The organism is Microbulbifer sp. VAAF005, assembly GCF_030012985.1.
GTDB lineage: Bacteria > Pseudomonadota > Gammaproteobacteria > Pseudomonadales > Cellvibrionaceae > Microbulbifer.
Genome location: NZ_CP120233.1, coordinates 4,152,878 through 4,178,947, shown reverse-complemented (window position 1 = coordinate 4,178,947; position 26,070 = coordinate 4,152,878). Strand labels below are relative to the sequence as shown.

General features: G+C 53.3%; 24 protein-coding genes and 3 tRNA genes. 10 read left to right on the top strand and 17 right to left on the bottom strand.

Features of this window, described 5'->3' with window-relative positions; all coding sequences use genetic code 11:
• Positions 1-111: 111 nt before the first annotated feature.
• Entirely contained in the window at positions 112-1,503 is a 1,392-nt protein-coding gene (locus P0078_RS18735; protein ID WP_282931423.1) for a sigma-54-dependent transcriptional regulator, read from the top strand.
• Between the two features lie 183 nt (positions 1,504-1,686).
• Here P0078_RS18735 and P0078_RS18730 read toward each other — a convergent pair whose 3' ends face one another.
• On the bottom strand, positions 1,687-2,310 hold the full coding sequence (locus P0078_RS18730) for a hypothetical protein (protein WP_282931422.1): 624 nt from the start codon (positions 2,308-2,310) through the stop codon (positions 1,687-1,689).
• A gap of 6 nt (positions 2,311-2,316) precedes the next feature.
• On the opposite strand from P0078_RS18730, the gene pcnB reads away from it, so the two are divergent.
• The 7 genes from pcnB to P0078_RS18695 all read left to right on the top strand — a co-directional run bounded on the left by pcnB (position 2,317) and on the right by P0078_RS18695 (position 9,670).
• Positions 2,317-3,693 (top strand): polynucleotide adenylyltransferase PcnB, encoded by a 1,377-nt coding sequence (pcnB, locus tag P0078_RS18725; RefSeq protein WP_444925801.1) that lies wholly within the window; start codon positions 2,317-2,319, stop codon positions 3,691-3,693.
• Positions 3,693-4,169 (top strand): 2-amino-4-hydroxy-6-hydroxymethyldihydropteridine diphosphokinase, encoded by a 477-nt coding sequence (gene folK, locus P0078_RS18720; RefSeq protein WP_282931421.1) that lies wholly within the window; start codon positions 3,693-3,695, stop codon positions 4,167-4,169. The genes pcnB and folK overlap by 1 nt, the downstream gene beginning before the upstream one ends.
• A 101-nt stretch (positions 4,170-4,270) precedes the next feature.
• Complete coding sequence (locus P0078_RS18715) at positions 4,271-4,957, top strand: deoxynucleoside kinase (protein ID WP_282931420.1); 687 nt, start codon at positions 4,271-4,273, stop codon at positions 4,955-4,957.
• 5 nt (positions 4,958-4,962) lie between these two features.
• Positions 4,963-5,775: a 3-methyl-2-oxobutanoate hydroxymethyltransferase gene (gene panB, locus P0078_RS18710; RefSeq protein WP_282931419.1), complete on the top strand. Its 813-nt coding sequence runs from the start codon at positions 4,963-4,965 to the stop codon at positions 5,773-5,775.
• Positions 5,776-5,853: 78 nt separating this feature from the next.
• On the top strand, positions 5,854-6,645 hold the full coding sequence (locus P0078_RS18705) for an acyl-CoA thioesterase (RefSeq protein WP_282931418.1): 792 nt from the start codon (positions 5,854-5,856) through the stop codon (positions 6,643-6,645).
• A gap of 396 nt (positions 6,646-7,041) precedes the next feature.
• Complete coding sequence (locus P0078_RS18700; RefSeq protein WP_282931417.1) at positions 7,042-8,079, top strand: endonuclease/exonuclease/phosphatase family protein; 1,038 nt, start codon at positions 7,042-7,044, stop codon at positions 8,077-8,079.
• Between the two features lie 163 nt (positions 8,080-8,242).
• Positions 8,243-9,670, top strand: coding sequence for a hypothetical protein (locus P0078_RS18695; protein WP_282931416.1), 1,428 nt, complete (start codon positions 8,243-8,245; stop codon positions 9,668-9,670).
• A gap of 188 nt (positions 9,671-9,858) precedes the next feature.
• Here P0078_RS18695 and P0078_RS18690 read toward each other — a convergent pair whose 3' ends face one another.
• The 15 genes from P0078_RS18690 to ubiM all read right to left on the bottom strand — a co-directional run bounded on the left by P0078_RS18690 (position 9,859) and on the right by ubiM (position 23,144).
• Positions 9,859-10,257: a CorA family divalent cation transporter gene (locus P0078_RS18690; RefSeq protein WP_282931415.1), complete on the bottom strand. Its 399-nt coding sequence runs from the start codon at positions 10,255-10,257 to the stop codon at positions 9,859-9,861.
• Positions 10,184-10,825 (bottom strand): CorA family divalent cation transporter, encoded by a 642-nt coding sequence (locus tag P0078_RS18685; RefSeq protein ID WP_282931414.1) that lies wholly within the window; start codon positions 10,823-10,825, stop codon positions 10,184-10,186. The genes P0078_RS18690 and P0078_RS18685 overlap by 74 nt, the downstream gene beginning before the upstream one ends.
• 51 nt (positions 10,826-10,876) lie before the next feature.
• Positions 10,877-11,281: a GFA family protein gene (locus tag P0078_RS18680; RefSeq protein WP_282931413.1), complete on the bottom strand. Its 405-nt coding sequence runs from the start codon at positions 11,279-11,281 to the stop codon at positions 10,877-10,879.
• A complete protein-coding gene (locus P0078_RS18675) occupies positions 11,274-11,924 on the bottom strand; it encodes a hypothetical protein (RefSeq protein WP_282931412.1) in 651 nt (216 codons plus the stop codon). The genes P0078_RS18680 and P0078_RS18675 overlap by 8 nt, the downstream gene beginning before the upstream one ends.
• A gap of 114 nt (positions 11,925-12,038) precedes the next feature.
• Positions 12,039-14,162, bottom strand: coding sequence for a polyribonucleotide nucleotidyltransferase (gene pnp, locus P0078_RS18670; RefSeq protein WP_282931411.1), 2,124 nt, complete (start codon positions 14,160-14,162; stop codon positions 12,039-12,041).
• A gap of 263 nt (positions 14,163-14,425) precedes the next feature.
• The gene (gene rpsO / locus P0078_RS18665; RefSeq protein WP_252083174.1) at positions 14,426-14,695 is read right to left on the bottom strand and encodes a 30S ribosomal protein S15; all 270 of its coding nucleotides are present in this window, start codon (positions 14,693-14,695) and stop codon (positions 14,426-14,428) included.
• 146 nt (positions 14,696-14,841) lie between these two features.
• Positions 14,842-15,783 carry a tRNA pseudouridine(55) synthase TruB gene (gene truB / locus P0078_RS18660; protein ID WP_282931410.1) on the bottom strand — a complete coding sequence of 314 codons (942 nt, stop codon included), beginning with the start codon at positions 15,781-15,783 and terminating at the stop codon, positions 14,842-14,844.
• Between the two features lie 3 nt (positions 15,784-15,786).
• A complete protein-coding gene (gene rbfA / locus P0078_RS18655; RefSeq protein ID WP_108734361.1) occupies positions 15,787-16,185 on the bottom strand; it encodes a 30S ribosome-binding factor RbfA in 399 nt (132 codons plus the stop codon).
• 90 nt (positions 16,186-16,275) lie between these two features.
• On the bottom strand, positions 16,276-19,170 hold the full coding sequence (gene infB, locus P0078_RS18650) for a translation initiation factor IF-2 (protein WP_282931409.1): 2,895 nt from the start codon (positions 19,168-19,170) through the stop codon (positions 16,276-16,278).
• Between the two features lie 64 nt (positions 19,171-19,234).
• A complete protein-coding gene (gene nusA, locus P0078_RS18645; RefSeq protein ID WP_282931408.1) occupies positions 19,235-20,737 on the bottom strand; it encodes a transcription termination factor NusA in 1,503 nt (500 codons plus the stop codon).
• A gap of 42 nt (positions 20,738-20,779) precedes the next feature.
• Entirely contained in the window at positions 20,780-21,244 is a 465-nt protein-coding gene (rimP, locus tag P0078_RS18640) for a ribosome maturation factor RimP (RefSeq protein ID WP_108734364.1), read from the bottom strand.
• A gap of 136 nt (positions 21,245-21,380) precedes the next feature.
• A tRNA-Met gene (locus P0078_RS18635) sits at positions 21,381-21,457 on the bottom strand.
• A 37-nt stretch (positions 21,458-21,494) separates the two neighbouring features.
• Positions 21,495-21,571 (bottom strand) — tRNA-Met (locus tag P0078_RS18630).
• A gap of 41 nt (positions 21,572-21,612) precedes the next feature.
• Positions 21,613-21,689: transfer RNA gene (locus P0078_RS18625), tRNA-Met, on the bottom strand.
• Positions 21,690-21,977: 288 nt separating this feature from the next.
• Complete coding sequence (gene ubiM / locus P0078_RS18620; protein WP_282931407.1) at positions 21,978-23,144, bottom strand: 5-demethoxyubiquinol-8 5-hydroxylase UbiM; 1,167 nt, start codon at positions 23,142-23,144, stop codon at positions 21,978-21,980.
• Positions 23,145-23,339: 195 nt separating this feature from the next.
• On the opposite strand from ubiM, the gene P0078_RS18615 reads away from it, so the two are divergent.
• Together P0078_RS18615 and P0078_RS18610 are read left to right on the top strand one after the other, a co-directional pair.
• Entirely contained in the window at positions 23,340-24,131 is a 792-nt protein-coding gene (locus tag P0078_RS18615) for a PhzF family phenazine biosynthesis protein (RefSeq protein WP_282931406.1), read from the top strand.
• Positions 24,132-24,213: 82 nt separating this feature from the next.
• On the top strand, positions 24,214-24,636 hold the full coding sequence (locus P0078_RS18610; protein ID WP_282931405.1) for a GFA family protein: 423 nt from the start codon (positions 24,214-24,216) through the stop codon (positions 24,634-24,636).
• An 82-nt stretch (positions 24,637-24,718) separates the two neighbouring features.
• Here the strand turns inward: P0078_RS18610 and P0078_RS18605 are convergent, their stop codons facing one another.
• Positions 24,719-25,879, bottom strand: coding sequence for an NnrS family protein (locus P0078_RS18605; protein WP_282931404.1), 1,161 nt, complete (start codon positions 25,877-25,879; stop codon positions 24,719-24,721).
• Positions 25,880-26,070 lie beyond the last annotated feature (191 nt).

Genomic DNA, 26,070 nt, shown 5'->3' with positions numbered 1-26,070 from the left:
TCGATCATTATTTGTGCAAAAACAACCCGATTAACCGTTTTTGAGTTGCATCGAAACGGCGCCCGGGTAAAACTAGGCGCTTACTGAGCATTTTGTAACCAGGCGTAACATATGAGCCACATCCTCATCGTCGAAGATGAAGCCATTATCCGAACGGCGCTGCGCAAGCTTTTAGAGCGGCACCGCTACAAAATCAGTGAAGCGGGTTCGGTAAAGGAGGCGCTCACCAAGTACCGCCTCAATGAAGTTGACCTGGTTATCTCCGATCTGCGCCTGCCTGGCGCACCGGGCACCGACCTGCTCAAGCACGCCGGTGATATTCCGGTACTGATCATGACCAGTTACGCCAGCCTCCGCTCTGCGGTGGACTCCATGCGTATGGGGGCCGCCGACTATATCGCCAAGCCCTTTGATCACGACGAAATGCTCGCAACCGTCCGCCGGGTCATAGGCAAAGCGGAGCAGAATCGCGCCCAGCCCGTCAACGAGAAAGAAAATACCGGCACTATTGCCGGCATGATTGGCAGCAGCCCAGTGATGAGGGAGCTCTACGGTCGCATCCATAAAGTTGCCCCCACAGACGCCACCGTCCTGGTGCACGGTGAAACCGGTACCGGTAAGGAACTGGTTGCCCGGGCTATTCACGAGGAGAGCCGCCGGGCCAACAAACCCCTGATCTCCGTCAACTGTGCCGCGATTCCCGACACACTGATTGAATCTGAGCTGTTCGGCTACGAGAAAGGTGCATTTACCGGTGCCCAGAGTTCCCGGGAGGGACTGGTAGCGGCAGCCGACGGAGGAACCCTGTTCCTCGACGAAATCGGTGAGCTGCCCCTGGAGGCACAGGCCCGCCTGCTGCGTGTATTGCAAGAGGGCGAAGTGCGGCCAATTGGCTCGATCGAATCCCGCAAAGTGGATGTGCGCCTGGTAACAGCCACCCACCGCAACCTGCGCCAGCTGTCAGCGGAGCGTAAATTCCGGGAAGACCTCTACTACCGCATCAATGTGGTGCAAATGACGCTTGCCCCCTTGCGCGAGCGAGGCAGAGACGTCCTAGCACTGGCAGAGCACCTGTTGGAAAAGTTCTGCACCAAGATCGAGCGTCCTTTATTGCGCTTGTCACCGGAAGCCATCCAGGCTGTTACCACCTACACTTGGCCCGGTAACGTGCGCGAACTCGAAAACGCCATTCAGCGCGCTGTGATCCTGACGGATAAGAACAGCCGTGAAATCGACCACAAAACCCTGGACATCGATCTGGACCTGGTACCGATCGAAGAAGCCGATGGCATCCCTCGCCCCCGCAGTCTGCACACCGACCCCCGCGAGGACCTGTCCCTGGAGGACTACTTCGCCCGCTTTGTTATTGAACACCAGGACACCATGAGTGAGACGGACCTGGCCAAGAAGCTCGGCGTCAGCCGCAAATGCCTGTGGGAACGCCGCCAAAAGCTGGGTATCCCCCGCAAGAAGAGTCGCCGCAGCGCTGCCGCAGAAGTGTAAAAACTAACCCTATCCCCTGGGGGCTTCCGCCCCCTGCTCCCATTCCTCCCCCACCTGCCAGTCTCCTCCATTACTTTGTTACCCCACCCCCACAGGGGTTACCAACCAGAGTGTTACCCACACCCACCCAGAAGTAACAACTCTCGCACCTTCCGTAACGCAATAGCTCCAGGAAAAGTTCCGTCAAATTTCGTAAAGATCGCAACCTATTGATTTATAAGGATTTTTAAAAGTTGGCATACTAAGTGCTTTACTCTTAGTACAAAAATTGAAAACAGCCAACAATAAAAATAAATGACTGTTAAAAGCCCTATAACAACTAACAATAAGTGGGGCGAAACATAATAAAAATAATGGGGCGGCCGACAATAAAAGCAATGAGTGGCCAAAACCGCAAGAACAACAATAAACAATAACAATAAAACTCAAGAAGAATAAGAATAACAACAAGCGCGTTGCAAACTGACTGAACTGTACCTGGGAGAGGGTGTTTGCTTGAAAGCAAATTGAGAGCGCAAGGAAGCCGCTGCCTTCATACTGGTAATAATAATTCCCATATTTCTTTTCCCCCGAACTTACAGGCACCCGCATATTGCGGGCGCATTCCTTTGCGTGTGTTAGAATCGCGCCCGCGAGTCCCGATCTCTGAGGATAAACAGCCACTGAGGCTCCTTTCCGGACTCGCTCCTGGGGTAGCCCAGGTATAGAGGCTCCAGCAGTGCCATCGTGAATCTCCCCAGAGGGACCACCACTTATACAGGCCGCCAACCAATGCGTGGCCAAGCACAGCGGGGCTTTCCCGGCCATCCCTAAATGGCAGCAGTCAACATAGACAGCCGTATGCTCAACAACCTGATTAGTAGTATCAAACGCTGGCGCAAGCCGGCCAGTAAAGGCCCCAGGGTTATCGCCCGCAACGACCACAGCATCTCGCGCCGAGAAATCAGCCGCGCGGCCTTAACAGTTATGAAGCGCCTTCAGGATGCCGGATACCAGGCGTATATCGTAGGTGGAGGTGTGCGCGACCTGATGCTCGGCGGCCACCCCAAGGATTTCGATGTGGCCACCGACGCCACTCCAGAGCAGGCCAAGGTGCTGTTTCGCGGCGCCCGCATTGTCGGTCGCCGCTTTCGCATCCTGCACGCCCGTATAGGCCGTGAAGTTATCGAAGTGACTACCTTCCGCGGTCACCACAGCGATGGCGAGACCCACGAGGCCAAGCAGTCCGAACACGGCATGCTGCTGCGTGACAATGTCTATGGCGACCTGGAAAGTGATGCCATGCGTCGGGATTTCACGGTCAATGCGCTTTACTACACCACCAAAGGGTTCGAAATCCACGACTACACCGGCGGTGTCGAGGATATTGAAAAGCGCCTGATTAGAATGATCGGCTCCCCGGAGGTCCGCTACAAGGAAGACCCGGTGCGCATGCTGCGCGCAGTGCGCTTCGCCGCCAAGCTGGATTTCACTATTGAAGGCAAGACCGAAGCTCCCCTGCACGAGCTGGCGCCACTGTTACGCAATATTGCCCCGGCTCGCCTATTCGATGAGATTCTCAAGCTGCTGATGAGTGGCCACGGAGAGCGCACCTTTGAGCTGCTGCGCCAGTACCAGCTCTGGCAACACCTGTTCCCGGATAACGCCGCACAAATTGAGGCCAACAACGCGGCCCTGAAACTATCCCAACAAGCCCTGCGGAACACGGACCAACGTATCCGCGCCGATATGCGTGTTACCCCAGCGTTCCTCTACGCCGCCCTACTCTGGCCTGCGGTGAGCACCGAGCAACAAAAGCTGATTGCCAAGGGTACCCCGCCAGCGCCGGCGCTGGCCCAAGCGGCACAAAAAGTTACCAGTTCACAGCTGGCCCACACCGCTATTCCCAAGCGCTTCTCAATCCCCATGCGGGAAATCTGGGACCTGCAACAGCGCCTGCCCCAGCGCGGTGGCAGCCGGGCCCAGCGCTTGCTGGAACACCCCCGTTTCCGCGCCGCCTACGACTTCCTGTTGCTGCGGGAAGAAAGTGGCGAGATTGAAGCGGGCCTGGGCAAATGGTGGACCGACTTCCAACAGGCTGACGATGAGCAGCGCCAGCAAATGGTGCGCAAGCTACAGCGCACAGGCAGCGGTGGGCGCCGCAACCGCAACTCTCGCGGCCGCCGTCGCAAGCCGAGAGCAGAACAGTAATGGAAACGGTATACATCGGCCTGGGCAGTAACCTGGCAGAGCCCGGCAAACAACTGCGCAGCGCCCTATCGGCCATGGAACGAATCCCCAGTACAGAATTATTGGGGTGTTCGAGCTTTTACCGAAGCGCCCCGGTCGGCCCCGGCGATCAACCCGATTACATCAATGCCGTCGCAGCATTGAAAACAGCACTGTCCCCGCTAGCACTACTGGACCAGCTCCAATCTATCGAGCTGTCCCACGGGCGCGAGCGCTCCATCCGCTGGGGCGCCCGCACCCTGGACCTGGATATCCTGTTGTTTGGGGAATCTCAAATCGATGAGCCCCGCCTACAGGTCCCACACCCGCGCATGGCCGAGCGCAACTTCGTACTGCTACCCCTTTCTGAACTGGCTCCCGCGATGGAACTGCCCGGATTGGGAGCCCTTCCAGCACTCTTACAGGGCTGCCCGGAAAACCGCCTGGAAAAGGTTTGATCGACTGAGGCTCCCCAACTACTCGACGGGCGGCCCTCTCAATAGTACTTTTGCGTTTGCAACTCATCAGGGAAGACCCCAGACAAAGAGGAGTCGCTCAAGTGGTTATCGAAAAACCCGAGACCAGCACAGCTGAATTCAACCTGTCTGATAAAACGCCGCCTAAATTTATCGCGGTGGAAGGCAATATTGGCGTGGGAAAAACCACACTGGCAAAGAAGCTGGCCTCCACATTCAATTACGACACGCTGTTGGAATTACCCGAGGAGAACCCCTTTTTAGAGCGTTTCTACCGGGACCCAAAAAATGCCGCACTGCCCACCCAACTGCACTTTCTCCTCCAGCGATCACAGCAAATCCAGGCACTGCGGCAGGACGATATCTTTGAGCCGGTGCGGGTGTCGGATTTTCTAATTGAAAAGGACCAGCTGTTTGCTGAAGTCACCCTGGATAAGGATGAGCTGCACCTGTACCAGCAGGTGTACAGACATCTCACCCTGGAAGCACCCAAGCCGGACCTGGTGATCTATTTGCAAGCTCCCCTCGATGTGCTGCAAGCCCGAATCCGCAATCGGGGAATCCCGGCTGAGCGGGCGATAAGCAATGAGTACCTCGCCACCCTCAACAACGCCTACACCCGCTTTTTCCATTTTTACGATGAGGCGCCTCTACTCATCGTCAATACCGAGGAGATCGACATTGTCGATAGCCCAGAGGACTACCAACAGCTGGTCGAATATCTGTTCACGATCACCAGTGGCCGACACTATTACAACCCAGGAAGTTAATTGTTATGTATGCACCCTCTGAATTAGAAAAGCTCGTAACCGTTCAAACCCTGCGAAAAATGAAAGCGAATGGTGAGAAGTTTATTACCGTTGCTCTCTACGATGCCCCTATGGCTGCGATGGCACAAAAGTCCGGGGTTGAGACACTGCTCGTCGGAGATTCCCTGGGCATGACCGTGCTCGGTTACGACAGCACCGTGCCAGTGACGATGGAGCAAATGATTTACCACGTCGAGGCGGTCGCGCGCGGCAATAAGAAGTCCCTGATTATGGGGGATATGCCGTTTATGACTTACGCCACCCCGGAGCAGGCACTCCAGAATGCAACCCGGATCATGCAGGCCGGTGCACATATGGTGAAGATCGAGGGAGGCGCCTGGCTCGCCGACACCGTGAAGATCCTTACTGATCGCGGTATTCCCGTTTGCGCCCACCTGGGCCTCACCCCTCAATCAGTACACAAACTGGGAGGCTATCGCGTTCAGGGGCGCGACGAAGAACACGCCAAGCAAATCCTCGAAGACGCCCTACAACTCGACGAAGCCGGAGCTGATCTGCTGGTGTTGGAATGTGTTCCCGCCGACCTGGCAAAGCGTATTACCAAAGCCGTATCCATGCCCACCATCGGCATAGGCGCGGGCCGCGACTGCGATGCCCAGGTACTGGTAATCAATGACATCCTGGGCCTCACCCAACAGCCCCCCAAGTTTTCCAAAAACTTCCTGGTAGAGGCCGAGGATATTCCCGGGGCCCTGCGCAAATACGCCGAGGACGTCAAACAAGGCGTTTTCCCCGGCGAGGAACACATATTTAAATAATACTCCCCTCATCCGGGTGCTTCTCACCCGGTATTTTTCTGCGGCAGGTCCCACCTGCCGCTCTCAAGCGGTAACACTATGACTTTCGACCAACTAATCCAGGATTGGCTCTCGACCAATGGCGCCACTTCTGTGCCCGAAGGCTGGACCCAGGGGCGGGCTACATTTGGCGGCCTTGTAGCCGCAATGTTGTATGAGCAGATGGCTTCAGAGCTGCCTTCTGACAGCAGCTTGCGCTCTTTTACCACCTCATTCGTAGGCCCTGTTGCCCCAGGGGCGATTAACACCCGCGCGGATGTCCTTCGCGCAGGCCGCTCTGTCACCCAGGTGCAGGGGCACCTCGATCAGGATGATGCCGTTATGCTGGCGGGCCTCGCCAGTTTTGGCCGCGGCAGGGAGTCATCGGTTCTCGCCAAAGGTCCCTCAGCACCGGAGTACCCCACCCCGGATAAATGCCTGCCCCTGCCCTATATCGAAGGTGTAGTGCCGGAGTTCACACAGAAGTTCGATTACCGCATCGCTAGTGGGGGCCTGCCTTTCAGCGGCGCGAAAGAGAGAGTTTTAGGTGGCTGGGTACGATTTAAGGATGGCAGTGAGAGCCGTACTGGTATCAGCCACTTACTCGCACTGATCGATGCCTGGCCACCGGCGACACTCCCGATGATGAAAGAGCCGGCTCCCGCCAGCTCATTAACATGGACAGTGGAGTTTATGGAGCCACTCCCAGAGCGCACCGCTTCTGACTGGTGGCAATACGAGGCCGAAGTGGAACAGGCTGAGGATGGCTACGCAGTAATACAGGCCCGCTTGTGGGATGCCGATGGACGTTTAACCGCCCTCTCCCGCCAAATGGTCACTATCTTTGGTTAACCAGCACTCGTCGATCAACTATCCCTTTACCTGTGCTCACTAGATACCTTGGCTCCACGGATGGAACCATTTAAACCGTCCTAAAGAATTTTGTAACTTTTCTGCAGCCTTCAGACCACTCTAAATAATACTTCCCGATCCTGCTTAACCCGCCTAACGAATCAATTATTACCTGCATAAAAATATACAACTTTCGTGATTTCTATTATTTCCTTATGAAAAAATAAATCGCGCCGCCCTTACAGAAAAATAAAATAAAAAAATCTCCTTTACTCCAATTTGTAATCTACGCTATCCATCATCCCCTCCATCGAAAACAAAGGGGCCGCCAGAGAAACGCCCCAATTTTCGGCACCACTACAAAACCGTCGGTAATAACAAATTTGGAGAGCAATAATGATAAAAAGAATATTTATTTCCTTCATGTTTCTATTCAGTTATCCCGCTGCAGGAGCAGACTTTGAAGATGTATGGGATGCAATTACTTCCTGTAACTGGTTTGAATTTATTGATGATGTCGATGATACCGGCTCAAAAGACCTGGACGGCTATGAATACGGTGACACTGAATTTGCCGATGCCAATTCAGGCAGCTTTGACATGATCGTCTACAACATGGATGGGTTTTTGGAATGTATTGGCGGTAACAGCAAATCTGACTTCAAACAGATTATTAACACTTTTGATAACAACCCCAAAGACCTCTGGTTGATGCAGGAGGCCTGGAGCAAAACCAAAGCCAACTATCTGGACGACAACGACAAGCTTGATAACGATACAGTCCCCTATCGCTCCAAACACTGGAAAGGCACTGGTACCAGCTTTGGCAATGGCCTGCTGACCTTTTCCAAGTTTCCGTTTGACCGAGATAATCGCGATGACGACGACTACACCTTCGCCACTTATGAGGAGGAAACTTTTGATAAGTGCGCAGGTAATGACTGTGATACCGAAAAAGGCTTTACCGTAGCAAAAGTTGAAGTAACCAAAAACTTCCATGTCCATGTGTACAACACCCATATGGATGCAGGACACCAAGACGATGACCTAAATGCCAAAGCCAAGCAACTCGACCAGATTGCCGATATGATCGTCGCCCACTCAAGTAATGCCACAGTCATATTGGCCGGTGATTTCAATATGGCGTTTGATGAAAATGACGACGGCTGGCGCGGTACAAACTACCAAACCTGGAAAGCATTTTTTGCCAAAACCGGCGGCAAGCATGCCTGCCAATATATGCTATCTGGCAGCGACACCAGCTTGGAAGCCTGTGCTGATGAACTTCAGGACGATACCGATCATGTCGTCGTTATTAATAACAACCCCAATTACACGCTGGACGTAACCAATTATTATATTGGCTCCGCAGAGTACACAGGGCTGAGCGACCACGACCCAGTATTTGTAGACTTCTCATGGGTTAAACACTAAACGAGCGGCACACAGCCTCTTCCGCAGGGGATCGGAAGGGGCTTAACCAATTTACCGACAAAGTGAACGACACCGGACTGAAAACACAATCCAGCTACAATTTTGCTTATTGAGGAGAACTTTAACCCACGCACAAACACATGCTTGGCGGGAAGGGCTTTCAGTGGACAGAATTAAGAATCTGGTTATCGGGAGTGGTCCTGCGAGTATCGCTACGGTCAAGGCATTGCAGGATATTGGGCAAGAAGTTGAAGTCGTTGATGTTTCATATGACCTTGAAGACGATATCAAATACCAAGTTAATATCTTATCCAAAAAAAACGTTGATGCATGGACTCAGGAGGACAAAGATAAACTGTTTCCACCTCCAGTAGCCTCCCGAAAAGGCCTGGAAAGAAGATATCTATTTGGGTCTGACTTTCCATACAGAGTACCAAAACCTCTCAGCATTACGACAAAAAACTGTAATACAGAATTTTCCCATGGCTTTGGTGGGCTTGGGAACGTATGGGGTGCAGCTATCATGCCCTACAGTGAAAGTCAGCTAGCAAATTGGCCTATTTCCTTAAATGAACTAACGCCATCCTACAAAAATGTACTCCGCTATATGCCTATAAGTGCGGAGATAGACAACCTCAACAACAAGTATCCACTATTCCCTAACAACTTTACTGCCATCAAAAGAAATGCGCCGACAGATTTCTTATTGAAAAAATTGAAGGCTATTGAAAGTAATCTCCAGAGGAATGGCATTGAATTTGGTCGAGCCCGCTTAGCGGTAGATGCAAGCAAGGGGGAGTATGGATGTAGATATTGCGGCCACTGCTTTGACGGATGCCCATACCAATCTATTTTCAACCCTAAATACTTGTTTGAAAAACTACAAAAAGACAAACTCACCATACATAAAGGTCTTCTTGTCTTGGAGATTCATGAAACAAGTCAAGGCGTAGATGTGATTGCAGTTGATATAACCAATAGCAAAATAAAAAAAATTACCGCACAGAAAGTTTTTCTCGCAACCGGCCAGTTTGCCACCACTACAATACTGGCAAGATCCCTCAATCTATTAAATACTCCAATCAAAATAAAAAACAGCCAATATTTTTTCTTCCCCCTCTTTCTCTACAAAGGGTATCGTTATGAGATTGAGTTTACCCTCGCAGAAATCTTTCTAGAAGTTGACAATCCAAACATAAGCCCTGAACAAATACACCTCCAACTTTATGGTCGAAGCCAAATTATTGAAGAACAATTAACATCTCTACTTCCTACCCTTTTCCCAAAGCAAGTCGCCTTGGATCGCTTATACGTAATTCAGGGTTTTATGTCCTCTGAGGATTCTGATTCATTGGAGCTGACCTTAACCGATAAACACTCAGATAGTTCTTCGATAGAAATAAGAGGAATTGAAAATACGAGAGCTCGAGAAATCGCCCAAAGAACGCAGTCTTTAATAAGACGCTCACTGATAAGGCTTGGCATGGTCCCCCCTTCTTTCTCACAGTACTACCGCCAGGCAAAAGCTTCCACCTTGGGGGCAGTTTCCCGATGGGAGGAAAACATGAAATATTCCGTTCAGACTTTTTAGGGAGGCCGGCACACTTTAAAAATGTCCATATTACGGATTCTGCCAACTTTCCCGATATTGCAGGTTCAACCATCGCCTATACCATTATGGCGAATGCTGATCGAATCGTAAGGTCTATAGGGTTTAATGGCTGATTAGCAACCAGTTAGCTTAAACAGACTATTCAATTGGAATATTTGAAAAGATGACTACAACCACTTTTTCCAGTAGAAAAAAGCGATCTGCCCAGTCAATGCCACGATCAGCAATATACAAAAAGCAATAAAACCCAGAGATGATTGCCCCCAGGGAATACCACCGACATTGATCCCGAATAGCCCGGTAAGAAAACTCAGGGGCAGAAAAACTGCAGCCACCACCGATAGCACATACATACGGCTATTCAACTGATCTGATGTGAGGCTCAACAACTCTTCCTGGGCGATGGCGGCGCGCTCCCGCACTGTATCAATATCATCGATATGCCTTTGCAGTCGATCATTTGCTTCACCCAAAAGAGCGTGACTATGCTTATCAAACCAGGGTAAGGATTCCTGTTGTAGACGTCTCAGAACCTCTCTTTGCAGGCATAAATAGCGCCGTAACACGATAGTTTTCTTGCGCAGACGCACTAATAAAGAAGATAGCTCCGCCCCCCTTACCTAATAACAGGTTTTCCAACTCATCAATTTTTTCTTCGAAATCCTCAGCTTTTTCACACATCCGCAAGACCAGCAAATCAGCCAGCGACATCAACAGAGCTGCAGTTCCACGAGGTCCAAAGCCACTGCGCAAACGGGAAAGTAAATCATCCTCCGCAAGTAACTTTCGTCGGCCAGTACTGATAATGCGGTCTTTCTCAGCCCAAATTCGCACGGCGATCATATCCTTTGAGCGAGGTTTGGATTTTCTCTCAATACCATACATGGCCAAAATCAGCCCATCCTCCACAGTTGCTACACAGGGGCGAACTGCCTTTGCTGACAGGGTCTCTACCGCTGTCGTTGTAAGCCCACTGTGCTGCTGGAGCCACTCGACGGTCTTGCTATTGGCGTAGTCAAAGTGCAACCAGAGAAGCCCCTGGCTCGGCTGCCATGATTGCACCTCGGTCCAGGAAAGCTCCCGGCCCGAGCCTTTGCGATCGAGTAAGACAGCGTAGACCAGACCAGTTTCCATAGGCTCTCATATCACCTGATATTGGTTGGAGTATTACTTTCTTTGCGCGACTTATTTACTGAGATGGGCCAGCTCTGCGGCGTTCTGCTCCCAGTTTTGACCATCGAAAGGTTTTACCTCCAAGTCCCTGGGCCTCTCATCAAAACAGCGCGCATTAAGACTATAGCCATCCGGGTTGGAGCGGGGCACATAAAAGGATTTAACGCCACAGTGGCGACAAAACAGGTGCTTGGCCACCCCCGTATTAAACGTATAACAATGCAGGTCTTTTTCCCCAGACTCCAGCTCAAAGTTTTCAGCGGGAATAATGACGTGCAGGAACCCCACTTTCTCACACATCGAGCAATTGCACGCGTGGGCTACCAATTTCTCCCCAGAGTCGCGCTCGTGCCGCGCCCGATAGCGAATAACGCCACAGTGGCAACCTCCGCGAAGCTCAGTAATTACTTTACTCATTTGAACTATTTTCCTTTTCAAATAACGGGCGGGCGGCCAACAGTGAAAACAACGAAAGTCCCAGCAGAAGATGGAACCAGTTTGTACGCGCCAAGCCCAACACCCTGGGCGCACCGGTACCCACAAACAAACCATCCATTGCGATGACTACAGCCCCCGCGCCGAGTAACAGGGGCCCCGGTGGCGCCAGTCGTCGCGGTGACATCAATTCCATCATTGCAACCCACAACCACAATAGAAGCCCCAGGGCGGAAAATACCTCTATCACTTCCTCCGGCGACAACCTGCCACTTTCCGCGACGCCAATAGACGAGGCCAGTACCAGCACCAGCACTACATAAGCGGGTCCCCGGGTACTCTGTCCAATAGCTATCTCGAAACGAGCCCAAACCAACCCGATTCCAATTAGCAACAGCGAACTAAACCCGGATAGTTGCAGTAAAGCCCGGTGTAATTGGGTTGCCCCGGGATCAATACCGTAGCGATAGGCATCGACAATCGCAGAGACAGCGATAAATAGAAGACCCGCCATCACCAAGAGTGCAGCTGATTGGAAGCGAGCATTGATAAGACGCCAGTACTGATTGGCAATCAGCAGTGCGGCGAGGGTGAGGAGAATGTCGATCAGCCAGAAGTTATCCAATGTTTTGCCCTTTTTTTCCAGAATTCTAATAGAAATCCGGTAATAAGCGACAATTCCACTTCGGCAGATACAAAAAAACCCGGCTTAAAAGCCGGGTTTTTTCAGTCCGTAGACTTAAGCTTCGTCGGAAGCTTGCTTGGCTTCTTCAGCGGCAGCTGCATCGGCCTTGGCTTCCTTGATAGAAAGCTTGATACGCCCACGCTGGTCAACGTCGAGCACCTTAACCTTAATCTTCTCACCTTCACTCAGGTAATCAGTTACGGCATTTACGCGCTCTTCAGCGATCTGGGAGATATGCACCAGACCGTCTTTGCCCGGCAGGAAGTTAACGAACGCACCGAAGTCCACGATACGTACCACGGTACCTTCGTAGATAGCGCCAATTTCAGCTTCCGCAGTGATCTCCTCGATGCGGGTTACCGCCGCTTCCAGGCTCTCACCGTCTTCACCGAAGACTTTGATAGTGCCGTCATCTTCGATATCGATGGAGGCGCCAGTCTCTTCAGTGATGGAACGGATAGTCGCACCGCCCTTACCGATCACGTCGCGGATCTTGTCCGGATGGATCTTCAGGGTCGCGTAGCGCGGTGCGTTCTCATTCACGGTGGTACGGGAAGAGTCGATCACCTTGTTCATTTCCGCGAGGATGTGCAGACGCGCGTGCAGAGCCTGCTCCAGAGCGGTTTCCATGATCTCTTCGGTAATACCTTCGATCTTGATGTCCATCTGCAGCGCGGTTACACCAGAGGCGGTACCCGCTACTTTGAAGTCCATATCGCCGAGGTGGTCCTCGTCACCGAGGATATCGGTCAGAACCGCGTAGCCTTCGTCTTCCTTCACCAGACCCATAGCGATACCGGCAACCGGTGCCTTCAGCGGAACACCCGCATCCATCAGCGCCAAGCTGGAACCACATACGGAAGCCATGGAGCTGGAACCGTTGGATTCAGTGATCTCGGAAACTACACGCACAGTGTAGGGGAAGCTGTCCGGGCTCGGCAGAACTGCAGCGATACCGCGACGAGCGAGGCGGCCGTGACCGATTTCGCGGCGACCGGTAGCACCTACACGACCCGCTTCACCTACAGAGTAGGGAGGGAAGTTGTAGTGCAGCATAAAGTAGTCTTTGCGCTCACCTTCCAGGGCGTCGATGATCTGTGCATCGCCAGTGGAACCGAGGGTAGCCACTACCAGAGCCTGGGTCTCACCACGGGTGAACAGCGCAGAGCCGTGGGACTTGGGCAGAGCGCCAACTTCCACAGCGATCGAACGTACAGTTTTGCTGTCGCGACCGTCGATACGGGGCTCGCCGCGCACTACAGCGCCGCGTACCAGCTTCTTCTCCAGCTTGCCGAAGTAGCTTTTTACCAGATCGGCGCTGATTTCTTCATTAGCCAGGGCTTCAGCGGCTTCGCTGCGCAGTTCCGCCAGGCGGGTGCTGCGCTCTTGCTTGTTGGTGATGCGGTAGGCTTCGGCAACCTTCTCGCCAAACTGAGCGTCCAGGGCAGCTTTCAGCTCGGTGTTTTCCGCCGGAGCCTGCCAGTCCCACTGGGGCTTGCCCGCTTCCGCTTTCAGCTCATCACAAACCTTGATAATGGCCTGCATTTCCTGGTGTGCGTAGAGTACCGCACCCAACATGATGTCTTCCGGCAGCTCCTGGGCTTCGGACTCCACCATCAGTACGGCGTCTTTGGTACCGGCAACGACCATGTCCAGCTCGGAGGTCTTCAGAGCTTCGTAACCCGGGTTCAGCAGGTAGCCGTCTTGCTGGGTGTAACCCACGCGCGCAGCACCGATTGGGCCTGCGAAAGGTATACCGGAAACAGACAGCGCTGCGGAAGTGCCGATCATGGCAGCGATATCCGGGTCCATGTCCTTCTCAGCGGAGAGAACAGTACACATCACCTGAACTTCGTTCATAAAGCCGTTCGGGAACAGCGGGCGGATCGGGCGATCGATCAGACGGGAAGTCAGGGTTTCTTTTTCAGACGGGCGGCCTTCACGCTTAAAGAAACCACCGGGAATTTTGCCAGCCGCGTAGGCTTTTTCTTGATAGTGCACGGACAACGGGAAGAAGCCCTGATCTGGCTTGGCTTCTTTAGCGCCGACAACAGTACACAGGACGACAGTCTCTCCCATGCTAACCAGGGCAGCACCGGTAGCCTGGCGCGCGATACGGCCGGTCTCGATGGTGACTTGGTGTTGTCCGTATTGGAAAGTTTTGCTTACTGGATTCACTAGTTTTTTTCCTATTTCCTTACGGTTACTGGCCCATTCCAGTAACCCCTACAGTGGTTGCCTGGATAGAAGTTCCAAACCTTCAGTCCAGAGCGATACGGGGATGTACCGCTACCGACCCGGGTGGCCGGTGCAAACGCAGCACATCCGCCGGGATATTTGCCCCTGGGGTTGTGTTGCGAAACTGCCGAAAAGTGACAACAACGCCACTTTTCAGCAAGCATTAAAGAAGAAAGCCCGCCAGAGGCGGGCATTCCAGGGTCTTAGCGACGCAGGCCGAGCTTAGCGATCAGCTGTGCGTAACGGTTCAGATCCTTGCGCTTCAGGTAGTCCAGCAGCTTGCGACGCTGGTTTACCATGCGGATCAGACCACGGCGAGAGTGGTGATCCTGCTTGTGCGCAGAGAAGTGACCCTGCAGTTTGTTGATGTTGGCAGTCAGCAGGGCTACCTGGACTTCCGGAGAACCGGTGTCGCCTTCAGATTGGCCGTGCTCTTTCAGGATTGCTGCTTTTTCTACTGCAGACAGTGCCATAACGATTAACCTCGTCGTAATATGCTTTAAAAGATTCGGCTGGCCCGTGCATATTTACAGACCAGCTACTCACTGTTGTGGACATAGTCCACTGCAATACTCTCACATCAACCGCTATCGGCTCTCACCAATATAGCGTTTTCTGCTTAAGTACTGCTTACCAGACGCCGAGGCGCTACGCACCCGTCGTCAGTAATTTCTCCTACGCCCAGAAAATCGCCATTTTCCAGGAAGAGGCGCACCATATCACCTTCTTCACCGATACGGTAGACCTGCAAATCCATTACCGGCTGCCCCTGACGCACATAGTAACCAGACTCGTCCGGAAGGGTGAGTTTGGGCAGCGAAGAGGCGGGAGAATCCACCGATAACAGGTGGTGATCCAACTCCTCCGCCATGCCCTCACCGCGCTCCTCGGTGAGCTCATCCAGGGTCACTGAATCGGCTTCGACGTAGGGACCGGCTGCGCTGCGGTGCAACTCTTCCACATAGGCACCGACACCCAGAGCCTGGCCCAGGTCTTCAGCAATACTGCGAATATAAGTGCCCTTGGAGCAGTGAACCTCAACTTCTGCACGGGGCTGGGCGCCCGGTGTAAAGCTCAGCAGTTCAAATTCAAAAATCTCTACTTCCCGCGCCTCGCGCTCCACTTCCAAGCCCTGGCGCGCCAACTTATACAGCGGCTGCCCCTTGTGCTTGAGGGCCGAGTACATGGACGGCACTTGCTTGATGGGACCGCGAAAGGCTTCCATCGCTTTCAGCACGGCTTCTTCAGTCAAACCGGAAGCATCTTTAGTTTCCAGTACATCGCCATCGGCATCGCCACTAGCAGTGGTCATACCGAAAACAAAAGTACTGCGATAGCGCTTGTCCGCATCGAGCAGGTACTGGGAAAACTTGGTCGCTTCGCCGAAACAGATCGGCAACACACCGGTTGCCAGGGGGTCCAGCGCTCCGGTGTGACCGGCGCGATTGGCGAAAAAGAGTCGTTTGGCTTTTTGCAGGGCGTCGTTGGCGGTAATCCCGGCGGGCTTGTTCAATAACAGCACGCCGTGAACCGGCCGGCCCCATTTTGGTCTGCGGCCCATGGATTAATCTTCGTTGGAGTCGCTATCGTCGTCTTGGTGTTTGCGATCTTCTTTAACCGCCTTGTCGATCAGGGCAGACAGCGCCTGGCCGCGCACCGAGGTCTCGTCGTAGCGGAAGTGCAAACGGGGAATAGTGCGAATCTGGATTGCACGCGCGAGCTGCGTACGCAAAAAGCCGGCGGCTTTGTTCAGCACTTCGATAGAGGTATTAATTTTGCTGCGATCATCCTCACCCACCAGGGTGACAAAAACTTTAGCAACGGTTAAGTCGCGGCTGACTTCAACATCATTGACGTTGATCATACCCAGGCGAGGATCGCGAATCTCGTGTTGGATCAGCTGGGCCAGCTCGCGGCGCATGGCGTCGGCGACGCGGTCTGCGCGATGAAATTCTCTTGCCATTGTTTACCTATTGAGAATGGCGGTTTAAAGACAGGAAAACCCGCACGGCTAGCGCCGCGCGGGTTTATCCTCGATCCGCTGCGGAACTCCTTAGAGTTCGCGAGCAACCTTAACGATATCGTAAACTTCGATCTGGTCACCGGACTTAACGTCGTTGTAGTCCTTAACCCCGATACCACACTCCATGCCGTTGCGCACATCCTGCACATCGTCTTTGAAGCGACGCAGGGATTCCAGTTCGCCCTGGTAGATCACAACGTTGTCGCGCAGTACGCGGATCGGCTTGTTGCGGTAGACGGTACCTTCGGTAACCATACAACCGGCAATGGCGCCAAATTTCGGTGAGCGGAATACATCGCGAACCTGGGCAATACCCACGATTTCTTCGCGTATTTCCGGATCAAGCATACCGGACAGCGCCTGCTTCACTTCGTCCAGCAGGTTGTAGATCACGCTGTAGTAACGAATCTCTACGCCTTCTGTCTCAGCAACCTTTCGGGCAGCCACATCAGCACGGGTGTTGAAGCCCAGTACGATAGCGCCGGAGGTCAGGGCCAGGTTGATATCGTTCTCGGCGATACCACCTACACCGCTGGACACGACGTTGACAGAAACTTCTTCGTTGCCGATATCCGCCAGTGCGCCCAGGATAGCTTCCAGGGAGCCGCGAACGTCCGCTTTGATCACAACCGGCAGTACTTTGCGCTCGCCGGCTTCCATGTTCGCAAACATGTTTTCCAGCTTGGCCGCCTGCTGGCGCTGCATGCGCTCGCGACGCTCTTTGTCACCGCGCTGCTCAGCCACTTCACGGGCTCTGCGCTCATCCGCAACCACCATGAACTCGTCACCGGCGTTGGGAGTAGTGTCCAGACCCAGCAGCTCAACCGGGGTTGAAGGGCCAGCTTCTTTAACCTGCTTGCCCAGCTCGTTGGTCATGGCGCGAACACGGCCGTAGCTCTGGCCTGCCAGTATGATATCGCCGCGCTTCAGCTCGCCGTTCTGTACCAACAGGGTGGCTACAACACCGCGACCTTTTTCCAGGCGGGATTCGATCACAACACCCGTTGCCGGTACCTTGACCTTGGCCTTCAGCTCCAACATCTCTGCTTGCAGGGAAATCGCTTCCAGCAGGTCATCGATGCCTTCACCGGTGTGTGCAGACACATTGATAAACTGGGTATCACCGCCCCAGTCTTCAGGAATTACATCTTTCGCAGCCAGCTCGTTTTTAACACGATCGGGATCGGCAGCTTCTTTGTCGCACTTGTTGATTGCAACAACCAGCGGCACACCGGCAGCGCGGGCGTGGTTCACAGCTTCTTCAGTCTGCGGCATCACACCGTCGTCAGCAGCCACTACCAGGATAACCACGTCAGTTGCCTGGGCGCCACGGGCGCGCATTGCGGTAAAGGCGGCGTGTCCCGGGGTATCCAGGAAAGCGATCTCGCCCTGGCTGGTTTTTACTCGGTAAGCACCGATGTGCTGGGTAATACCACCGGCCTCACCGGAAGCCACCTTGGTCTTACGGATGTAGTCCAGCAGGGAGGTTTTACCGTGGTCAACGTGACCCATAACGGTAACTACCGGTGCGCGGGACACCTCAGTGCCTTCACTGGCCTGGGTCTCGGCAACCAGCGCTTCCTCCAGCTCGCTCTCAGAGCGGAATACCACCTTGTGGCCCATCTCTTCGATGATCAGCTGTGCAGTTTCACGGTCCAGGCTCTGGTTGATAGTAACCATCTCGCCCATTTTCATCAGGCGCTTGATCAGGTCACCGGCTTTCACATTCATCTGTTTGGCCAGCTCGCCAACAGTGATGGTTTCGCCCAACTGTACTTCGTACACCTGTTTCTCCGTGGGCCTTTTAAAGCCGTGCGTAGGTTTAACCTTCAAGGTCGGACGAGACAGGGAGCGCGTGCTGCGCTTGGATGCTTCGTCTTCCTCAAATACTTCCAGCGCCTGTTCGTACAGAGCGGTTTTGCTGGATTTTTTCGGGCCGGACTTGGAGCGGCGACCGCGACGCTTGCGCGGCTCGTCCTCAGAGCGATCAGCTTCAGCGGGAGCAGTGGATGCTGCCTCCAGCTTGCGACGCAGAGCTGGCTTGACCTCAGAGGTCTTCTCAGCACTTTTTGCCGGTGCTGGCTTAGCCTTGGCTGCTTGTGCAGCCTGTGCAGCTTTCTCTTTCTTTTCCTGGGCTGCGCGTCGGTCAGCTTCTACTTTAGCTTTCTTCTCTTCAAGTTCACGCTTTTCCTGCTCAGCCTGCTGCTTGCGACGCTCCATCGCGGCAATTCGCATTGCCTCGATATCGTCGGAGTAGCTTGAGCGGATTGGTGCGGCGGGCTCTGCCTTTTTCACTACGTTTTCCGCGGTCTTATCCTCTGATTTAGCCGCATCTTGATCGGCTTTTACTTCATTTTTTGCTTTCGCTTCGGCTTCAGCCTTGGCTTTCGCTTCTGCTTCGGCCTTGGCTTTCGCTTCTGCTTCAGCCTTGGCTTTCGCCTCGGCTTCGGCTTTGGCTAGCGCCTCTTCTTCCGCCGCTAGGCGTGCAGCTTCTGCCTCAGCTTCTGCGCGTGCGCGCTCGGCTTCGGCCTCCAGTCTTTCCTGCTCATTTTGCAGGGCATCGACTGCCGCTTCCTGCTCGGGGCTGCTCGATTCTTCGCCTGCTGCTACGGTTTCAAGCTCAGCTTGAGGGCGCTTCACATAAGTGCGCTTCTTGCGCACTTCCACATTCACAGTCTTGCGGCCGGTGCCAGAGCCAGTCTTCAGCGTGCTTGTGGTTTTGCGCTTCAAGGTGATCTTGCGCGGCGTCGCGCCCTGCTCCCCGTGACTGCTTTTCAGGAAGCTGAGCAAGACCTGCTTTTCCTCATCTGACACCACCGCATTTGCAGAGGTGTGAGGCAAACCCGCTTCTTTCATCTGCTTGAGCAGACGGTCTTCGGTGGCACCAACCGATTTGGCGAGTTCACTAACTGTTACTTCGGCCATTCTCTCTCCTAAAAGTCACTTGGTCGGAGGGGGTTATTTATACGTAAGTTATATGTCGCTGCACTTAAGCTTCTTCGCCGCTATCGTCGGCAAACCAGGGCTCACGCGCCTTCATAATCAGCGCAGCAGCACGCTCCTGGTCGAGACCTTCGATATCCAGCAGGTCATCGACAGCCTGCTCTGCCAGGTCTTCCATTGTGGCAATGCCACGGCTGGCCAGTTGGAATGCCAGCTGGCGCTCCATACCGTCCATATTCAAAAGATCTTCCTGAGGCTCGGACGCATCCAGCTTCTCTTCAGATGCCAGCGCTTGGGTCAACAGGGTGTCCTTGGCGCGGGCGCGCAGCTCTTCAGCGATATCCTCATCGAAGCCCTCAATCGTGAGCATCTCTTCAATGGGTACATATGCTACTTCTTCCAGAGAGGCAAAGCCCTCTTCAACCAGTACACCAGCCACATCTTCATCGATATCCAGGCGATCCATAAACACCTGCATGATCGAGCTGGACTCGGCTTCCTGCTTGCTCTGCCACTCGTCACTGCTCATGACATTGATCTGCCACTGGGTCAGCTCTGAGGCCAAGCGCACGTTCTGACCGCTGCGGCCGATAGCCATTGCGAGGTTTTCCTCTGCTACGGCTACGTCCATAGAACCGGTGTCTTCGTCGACTACGATGGATTCAATTTCTGCTGGCGCCATCGCATTGATAACGAACTGAGCGGGATTCTCGTCCCACAGAACGATATCTACGCGCTCACCAGACAGTTCGTTGGATACCGCCTGAACACGCGCGCCGCGCATGCCCACACAGGCACCCACCGGGTCGATGCGACCGTCGTTGGTATTTACAGCGATTTTTGCACGCAGACCGGGATCGCGGGCCGCGCCTTTAATTTCGATTACCTGTTCGGAAATTTCCGGCACTTCAATGCGGAACAATTCGACAATCATTTCCGGGCAGGAGCGGCTCAGCATCAGCTGGGGGCCGCGGGCTTCCGGTTGGATTTCCAACAGGATTGCGCGCACGCGATCACCGAGTCGGAAAATTTCGCGACCAACCAGCTGATCGCGGGGCAGGCGCGCTTCGGCGTTATTGCCCAGGTCTACAGCGATAAAGTCGCGGGTCACCTTCTTCACAGTGCCGCTAACCATCTCACCGACGCGATCGCGGTACTCGTCTACAACCTTGGCGCGCTCGGCTTCACGTACCTTTTGTACGATGACCTGCTTTGCAGTCTGTGCAGCGATGCGGCCAAATTCTACATTTTCCACCTGCTCGCGGAAAACATCACCTGCTTTCAGGTCAGCATCTTTTTCGTGAGCTTCTTCCAGGGTGAACTGGGTACCCAACTCAGCCAAGACTTCATCACCGACCACTTCCCAGCTGCGGAAAGTCTCGTAATCGCCTGAACGACGATCAATGATAACCTCAATGGTTGAATCTTCGTCGTAGCGCTTCTTCGTGGCCGTTGCCAATGCCGCTTCGATGGCCTGGAAAATAATCTCCTGGTCAACGCCCTTCTCGTTGGATACCGCCTCGGCTACCAGCAAGATCTCTTTGTTCATGCAACTGTGCCTCAAAATCGCCTGAGCTCAGGCTCCTACAGGTTATTTGGTAAATTGGGGAATGATATTTGCTTTTTCGATACTGTCGATCGGCAAAAGGTATTCGTTTTCACTATCTACACGCAGAACCACTTCATCACCCTCTACACCGGCCAGCAGTCCGCGCCACTTACGCTGCCCATCCAGAGGCATACGCAGGCGAACTTCAATCTGGGCGCCGATAAAGCGCTCGTACTGGGCCAGCTTATAAAGAGGGCGGTCGAGCCCTGGGGAAGAGACTTCAAGTGTGTACTTACTACTGATGGGATCTTCCACATCCAGTACAGCACTGGATTGGCGGCTCACTTTCTCGCAATCCTCAACGGAAATACCGTTTTCGGAGTCGATATAAATGCGCAGCAGCGCGTTGCGACCGTGGGTTTGGTACTCAATACCCCACAACTCACACCCCAGCGATGCCACCACCGGCGCCAGAAGCTCTTCCAGCAATTCGCGTTTGCTCGCCATTCTCGTCACCACATACAAAAAATGGGCCTACGGCCCACTTCGAAAAATATCTGCAACTTTTCTTGCAGATACGAAAAAGCCCCTGACGGGGCTTTGACCGCACATTCGTGCAGTCAGTGTGCACGAATGCAAAATTTGGTAGCGGGGGCAGGATTTGAACCTACGACCTTCGGGTTATGAGCCCGACGAGCTACCAGGCTGCTCCACCCCGCAACAACGAAAGCGCAATCAAAGTTCCCCTAAGGGAAGTTGGTAGCGGGGGCAGGATTTGAACCTACGACCTTCGGGTTATGAGCCCGACGAGCTACCAGGCTGCTCCACCCCGCAACAACAAATGCGCAATCAAATATTTTACCCGAAGGTAAAATTGGTAGCGGGGGCAGGATTTGAACCTACGACCTTCGGGTTATGAGCCCGACGAGCTACCAGGCTGCTCCACCCCGCAACAACTCCAAGAAACAAAGCCTGGTTGATCTTTGTTTCCCTGCGGCGGGACCAGCCCAACCACTCAAGAGGCTGCGCATTCTATTGGTGCTGACCCGGTGAGTCAAGCCGTAATTGGCATTTGTTTTCACCGGGGGGTTAAAGCCGTCTCTACCATCTCGCAAATCAGTATAGAAAAGGAAGAAAATCCCGCAAGCAGGCCACTTCCATATACCGTCTTCTTTCTTGCACATGTACTTTTTATAAAAAGAACGAAGAGTAAAACTCTTTCAAGGCGCCTCTGAATAAGCTAGCGAGTTAACTGGTGCACTATTGCTTTTCGAATAGGAGGGAAGCGATCACTGACTCGCAACACCATTTTGCGCAGCAACTTGGCCGGCAGGCGATCGTCGGTAAACAAATCCACCACCCTATTAGTTCCAGAGTAAATCGGCTTGGATTCAACCCGGTGCAGCATCTGGTAACGGGCCAAGGCCCGAGTCAGCTTGGCCGGGTTATATAGACGGCTAACGCTATCCAGTTGACGGGCCAAAGTATCCGCACCGGCCAAGCCCAAATTAAATCCATGTGCGGTCACTGGATGCATCCCCACAGCGGCATCTCCCACCAAGGCAAAGCGCTCAGTGAAAAAGTGATGTGCATATACCGCAACCAATGGATAACAGTGGCGCTCACCAAAAGCTTCGACACCGCCGAGCTGGGACGCGCTTTCGCGGGATACGTGCCCGGCAAACTCTTCATTACCCATCGCCATAATCTGGGCAGAGAGACTGGCGGGAACAGTAACCACGGCCGATGAAATATTTGCCTTGGGCAAAGGCAACAGCGCCAGTGTCGAGCCGTAGCGGAAACACTCCCGGGCAATACCATCGTGGGGTAATTCGGTGCGTACAGGGCCGACAATCGCCACTCGGCCAAAGTCGCGCATATCGGCGCCAATGCCCGCCATGCGCCGCACTTCAGAAAAACGGCTGTCGGCTGCAACCACCAGGGAAGCGCGCACGCCCTCCCCCTCTGCCAACTCAAGATGACGCACAGCACCACTCAATGTCATCCCGGTAACGGTCGAGTTATCAAGCAGCGTTATATTCTCGGTCTCCAAAACTGTCTCATATAAGATTCGCCGAATCGCAGAGTTGGAGACAATAAAACCCAGAGGCCCCCTCTCTCCCGGGCCAAAGTGGAGTGTCGAAGGGGAATTACCATCGACTACTTCGGCAGCATTTAGCGGGCTAATCTCTTCCGAGGATAACCTCTGCCAAGCCCCCAGTTCTTGCAGCAGCTTGTAGGATTTATGTGTCAGGGCAATCTCGCGACCATCGTCAACGGGAGCGGACAGCGCCGACTTATCCTGGCGCTCAATAATTGCCACCTGACACCCTTTGCGGGCGAGCATCACCGCCAAGGAAAGTCCCGCCGGTCCAGCACCTACGATAGCTACATCGGACTCCGTCATTTTCACACCCTTGATTTGCACGCAACAAATACAAGTCACTCTAGAGACTCACATCCGGGATAAACTGATCCAGATCAGGTTAAAGCCAATCCCAAGCTGCTCTACAGAGGTATAAATTGGTGAACTTTAGGGGTATAAAATATCACGCTCGCCACCAGCGCCTCCGAAAAAACTGGAGCACCATGGAGTTCAAATATGGAACTTAAAATTCATTTCATTAACGCCTTTACCGACAAAGTCTTTCACGGAAATTCAGCCGGAGTTGTTGTTACTGAGGATTGGCTGGATGAAAATTTAATGCAATCCATCGCTGCAGAAAATAACCTTTCCGAAACCGCGTTCCTGGTAAAACGCCCGGATACCAGTTATGGAATTCGCTGGTTTTCACCGTTAACGGAAATTGATTTTTGTGGTCATGCTACCCTGGCCTCAGCCCATGTTCTTTTTTCTCAAAACCCTCAATGCGAGCAACTCCAGCTCCATGCGGCCGCTGTGGACAAAATGACAATAAGCCGAGGGGAAAATGGAATTATTTCCATGGACTTCCCACGAAGGGAGCCACAACCCGTAGATCGCATGCCGCCGGAATTACTGGAGGGGCTTTCAATAACACCAAGCCAGGTGTTACTTAACAACCAAGCTTACTTTGCCATCTACGATAGTGAGCGAGACGTTTTGGATGTGCAGCAGGATGCGAGCAGCCTGCGAAAGCTCGCCCCCTACGATGTGGTCGTTACGGCAAAATCCGATAAGTACGATTTTATCTCCCGATACTTCTGGCCATCCAATGGTGGTGCCGAAGATCCGGTGACCGGTTCTATTCACACAGGGCTCGCCCCTTACTGGTCACAAATTCTGGATAAGAAAGAGCTGATCGCCTATCAAGCCTCTAAGCGCGGCGGCCTACTGAATTGCACCATCGCCGGGGACAGGGTCATTATCTCAGGCAAAGCAGTACCCTATTTGAGCGGGACCATACGGGTTTGATACCCCAACGCCGGGATTTCCAAAATAAATCACAGTTTCCCCTAATTACGATAAGTACAACTAAACAGAGGAGCATTGAGCAATGGAACAAAAAGGATCGTGCCTATGTGGCACTATTAACTTCGAAATTGAAGGTGACTTTGGGGGCTTCTTTCTCTGCCACTGTAGTTACTGCCGCAAAGATACCGGTTCAGCTCATGCAGCAAACCTATTCTTCGCATCAGCGAAACTTGAATGGCTATCCGGTGTAGAACAGGTCAAAACCTTTAAGTTAGCAGGGACGAGGCACAGCAAAAGCTTTTGCAATCAATGCGGTTCCGCAGTGCCACGAGAAGATCCTGAAATTGGCCTCTTAGCGGTTCCCGCTGGCAGCCTGGATCGCCCAATAGATGTAAGGCCTAATGCCCATATCTTTATGGCCAGTAAAGCCGAGTGGGACCGGGAACTGGAAACAGTACCTAAAGTAGACAAACTACCCCAGGTAGCTAGTGCGGACTCTGAATAGACCAGCTAATGATGGCTTTACTCGACCACAGTTGCTGCGATGATAAGGTTTCTCGCAGCAACTGAAGATCACATAGAGAGAATTAGCCGGGATGACCGTCAACGCGCGGCTGGAAAAGCACCGGGGTGTAATACAGTAAGAAAAGCGTGTAACCGACTACCCAGGCAATAATTGCTGCGAGCAAACCACTCGGGGCGGGTGCCCAAAACACACGTGCGAGAGCAGATAACGCCAGAGCCATAAAAGCCAGGGGCATCAAGCGCGGCACCTTCAATATCCGACCTGTGTGGCCGAGACTGACGCGACTGGTCATAGACAAGATCAATCCGCCGATACCGCCAACGGCAAATGCGTGTAAAGCGGGACTCTGCCAGGAAGGGGCAATTTGGCTCCAGGCCAGAGCCGCGAGAAAACACCCCAAAATAACCAACCAGTAGCTCACATGCAGAGACCAAACCATCGGTTCTGCCCATATTTTTGTCGGGTGCCAGCGCACTACCCGGATCACCTGCAAAATACCCAGAGAGACCGCAAAAAAGGCCCAAACCATTTGCGGCAAACCAACAGCTACCGACAGTAACAAGCCCACCGCAGCAATATGGGTACCCCACTCTACAGCCGGTATCTTATCCCTTGGGCTCAAGTGGAAGCGGCGCGCCGTAAAGAAGGGTATAACCCGCCCGCCGATTATCAGAATAATCGCCGTCACCAACAGCAAAGCCAGTAAGGCGATTCGACTCTGTGCCCCTGGCAGCAGCCAGTGGCTAGCGGACAATGCGGCAAACATCAGCATCGCAGGCAATACAAACATATTTCGCCACTGCTTGGTTCGCAACACCCTGGCTCCGAGCAAGAACGCTGAGAACAGGAAAAAGGACACTTCAGCAATCACCGGCATCCAAATAGGAACCGCCGCCAACAGATAGCCCAAACGGGCTAAGAGCCACAAGCCGACCAAAGCAATAAGCTGAGTGCCCTTTGGCGAGGGGATACCAGTCCAGGTTTGCATAGCCGTACCCAGAAAACCCACAACAACGGTAGCCGCGAACCCAAACAGCATCTCATGGGAGTGCCAGACTACCCCCATACGAAAAGCCGGCATCTGCCAACCGGATAACTGCCCCTGCCAGATAACCAGGGCAACCATACTCCACAGAGCAGCTCCCCAGAAAAAAGGTCGAAACGGCATACGCCAAATAGGTGCAATAGACTCCGCGCGCGCGCGGTCAACGATAGGTATCAAAATCCATTCTCCTTACCAACTACGGGAACACCAGGCTCCCTACACAAATAATTCGCAGTACAAGACCACCCCGACAGGCCTGCTTTGCTTGGAGAATCAAAGGCGTCCTATAAAAAGCAGGACACAGGGGTTTATCTGTCCGGCGGCGCCGCAACCTAAGCGAAAGCGCCGACTTTTCAGTCATCCGCATC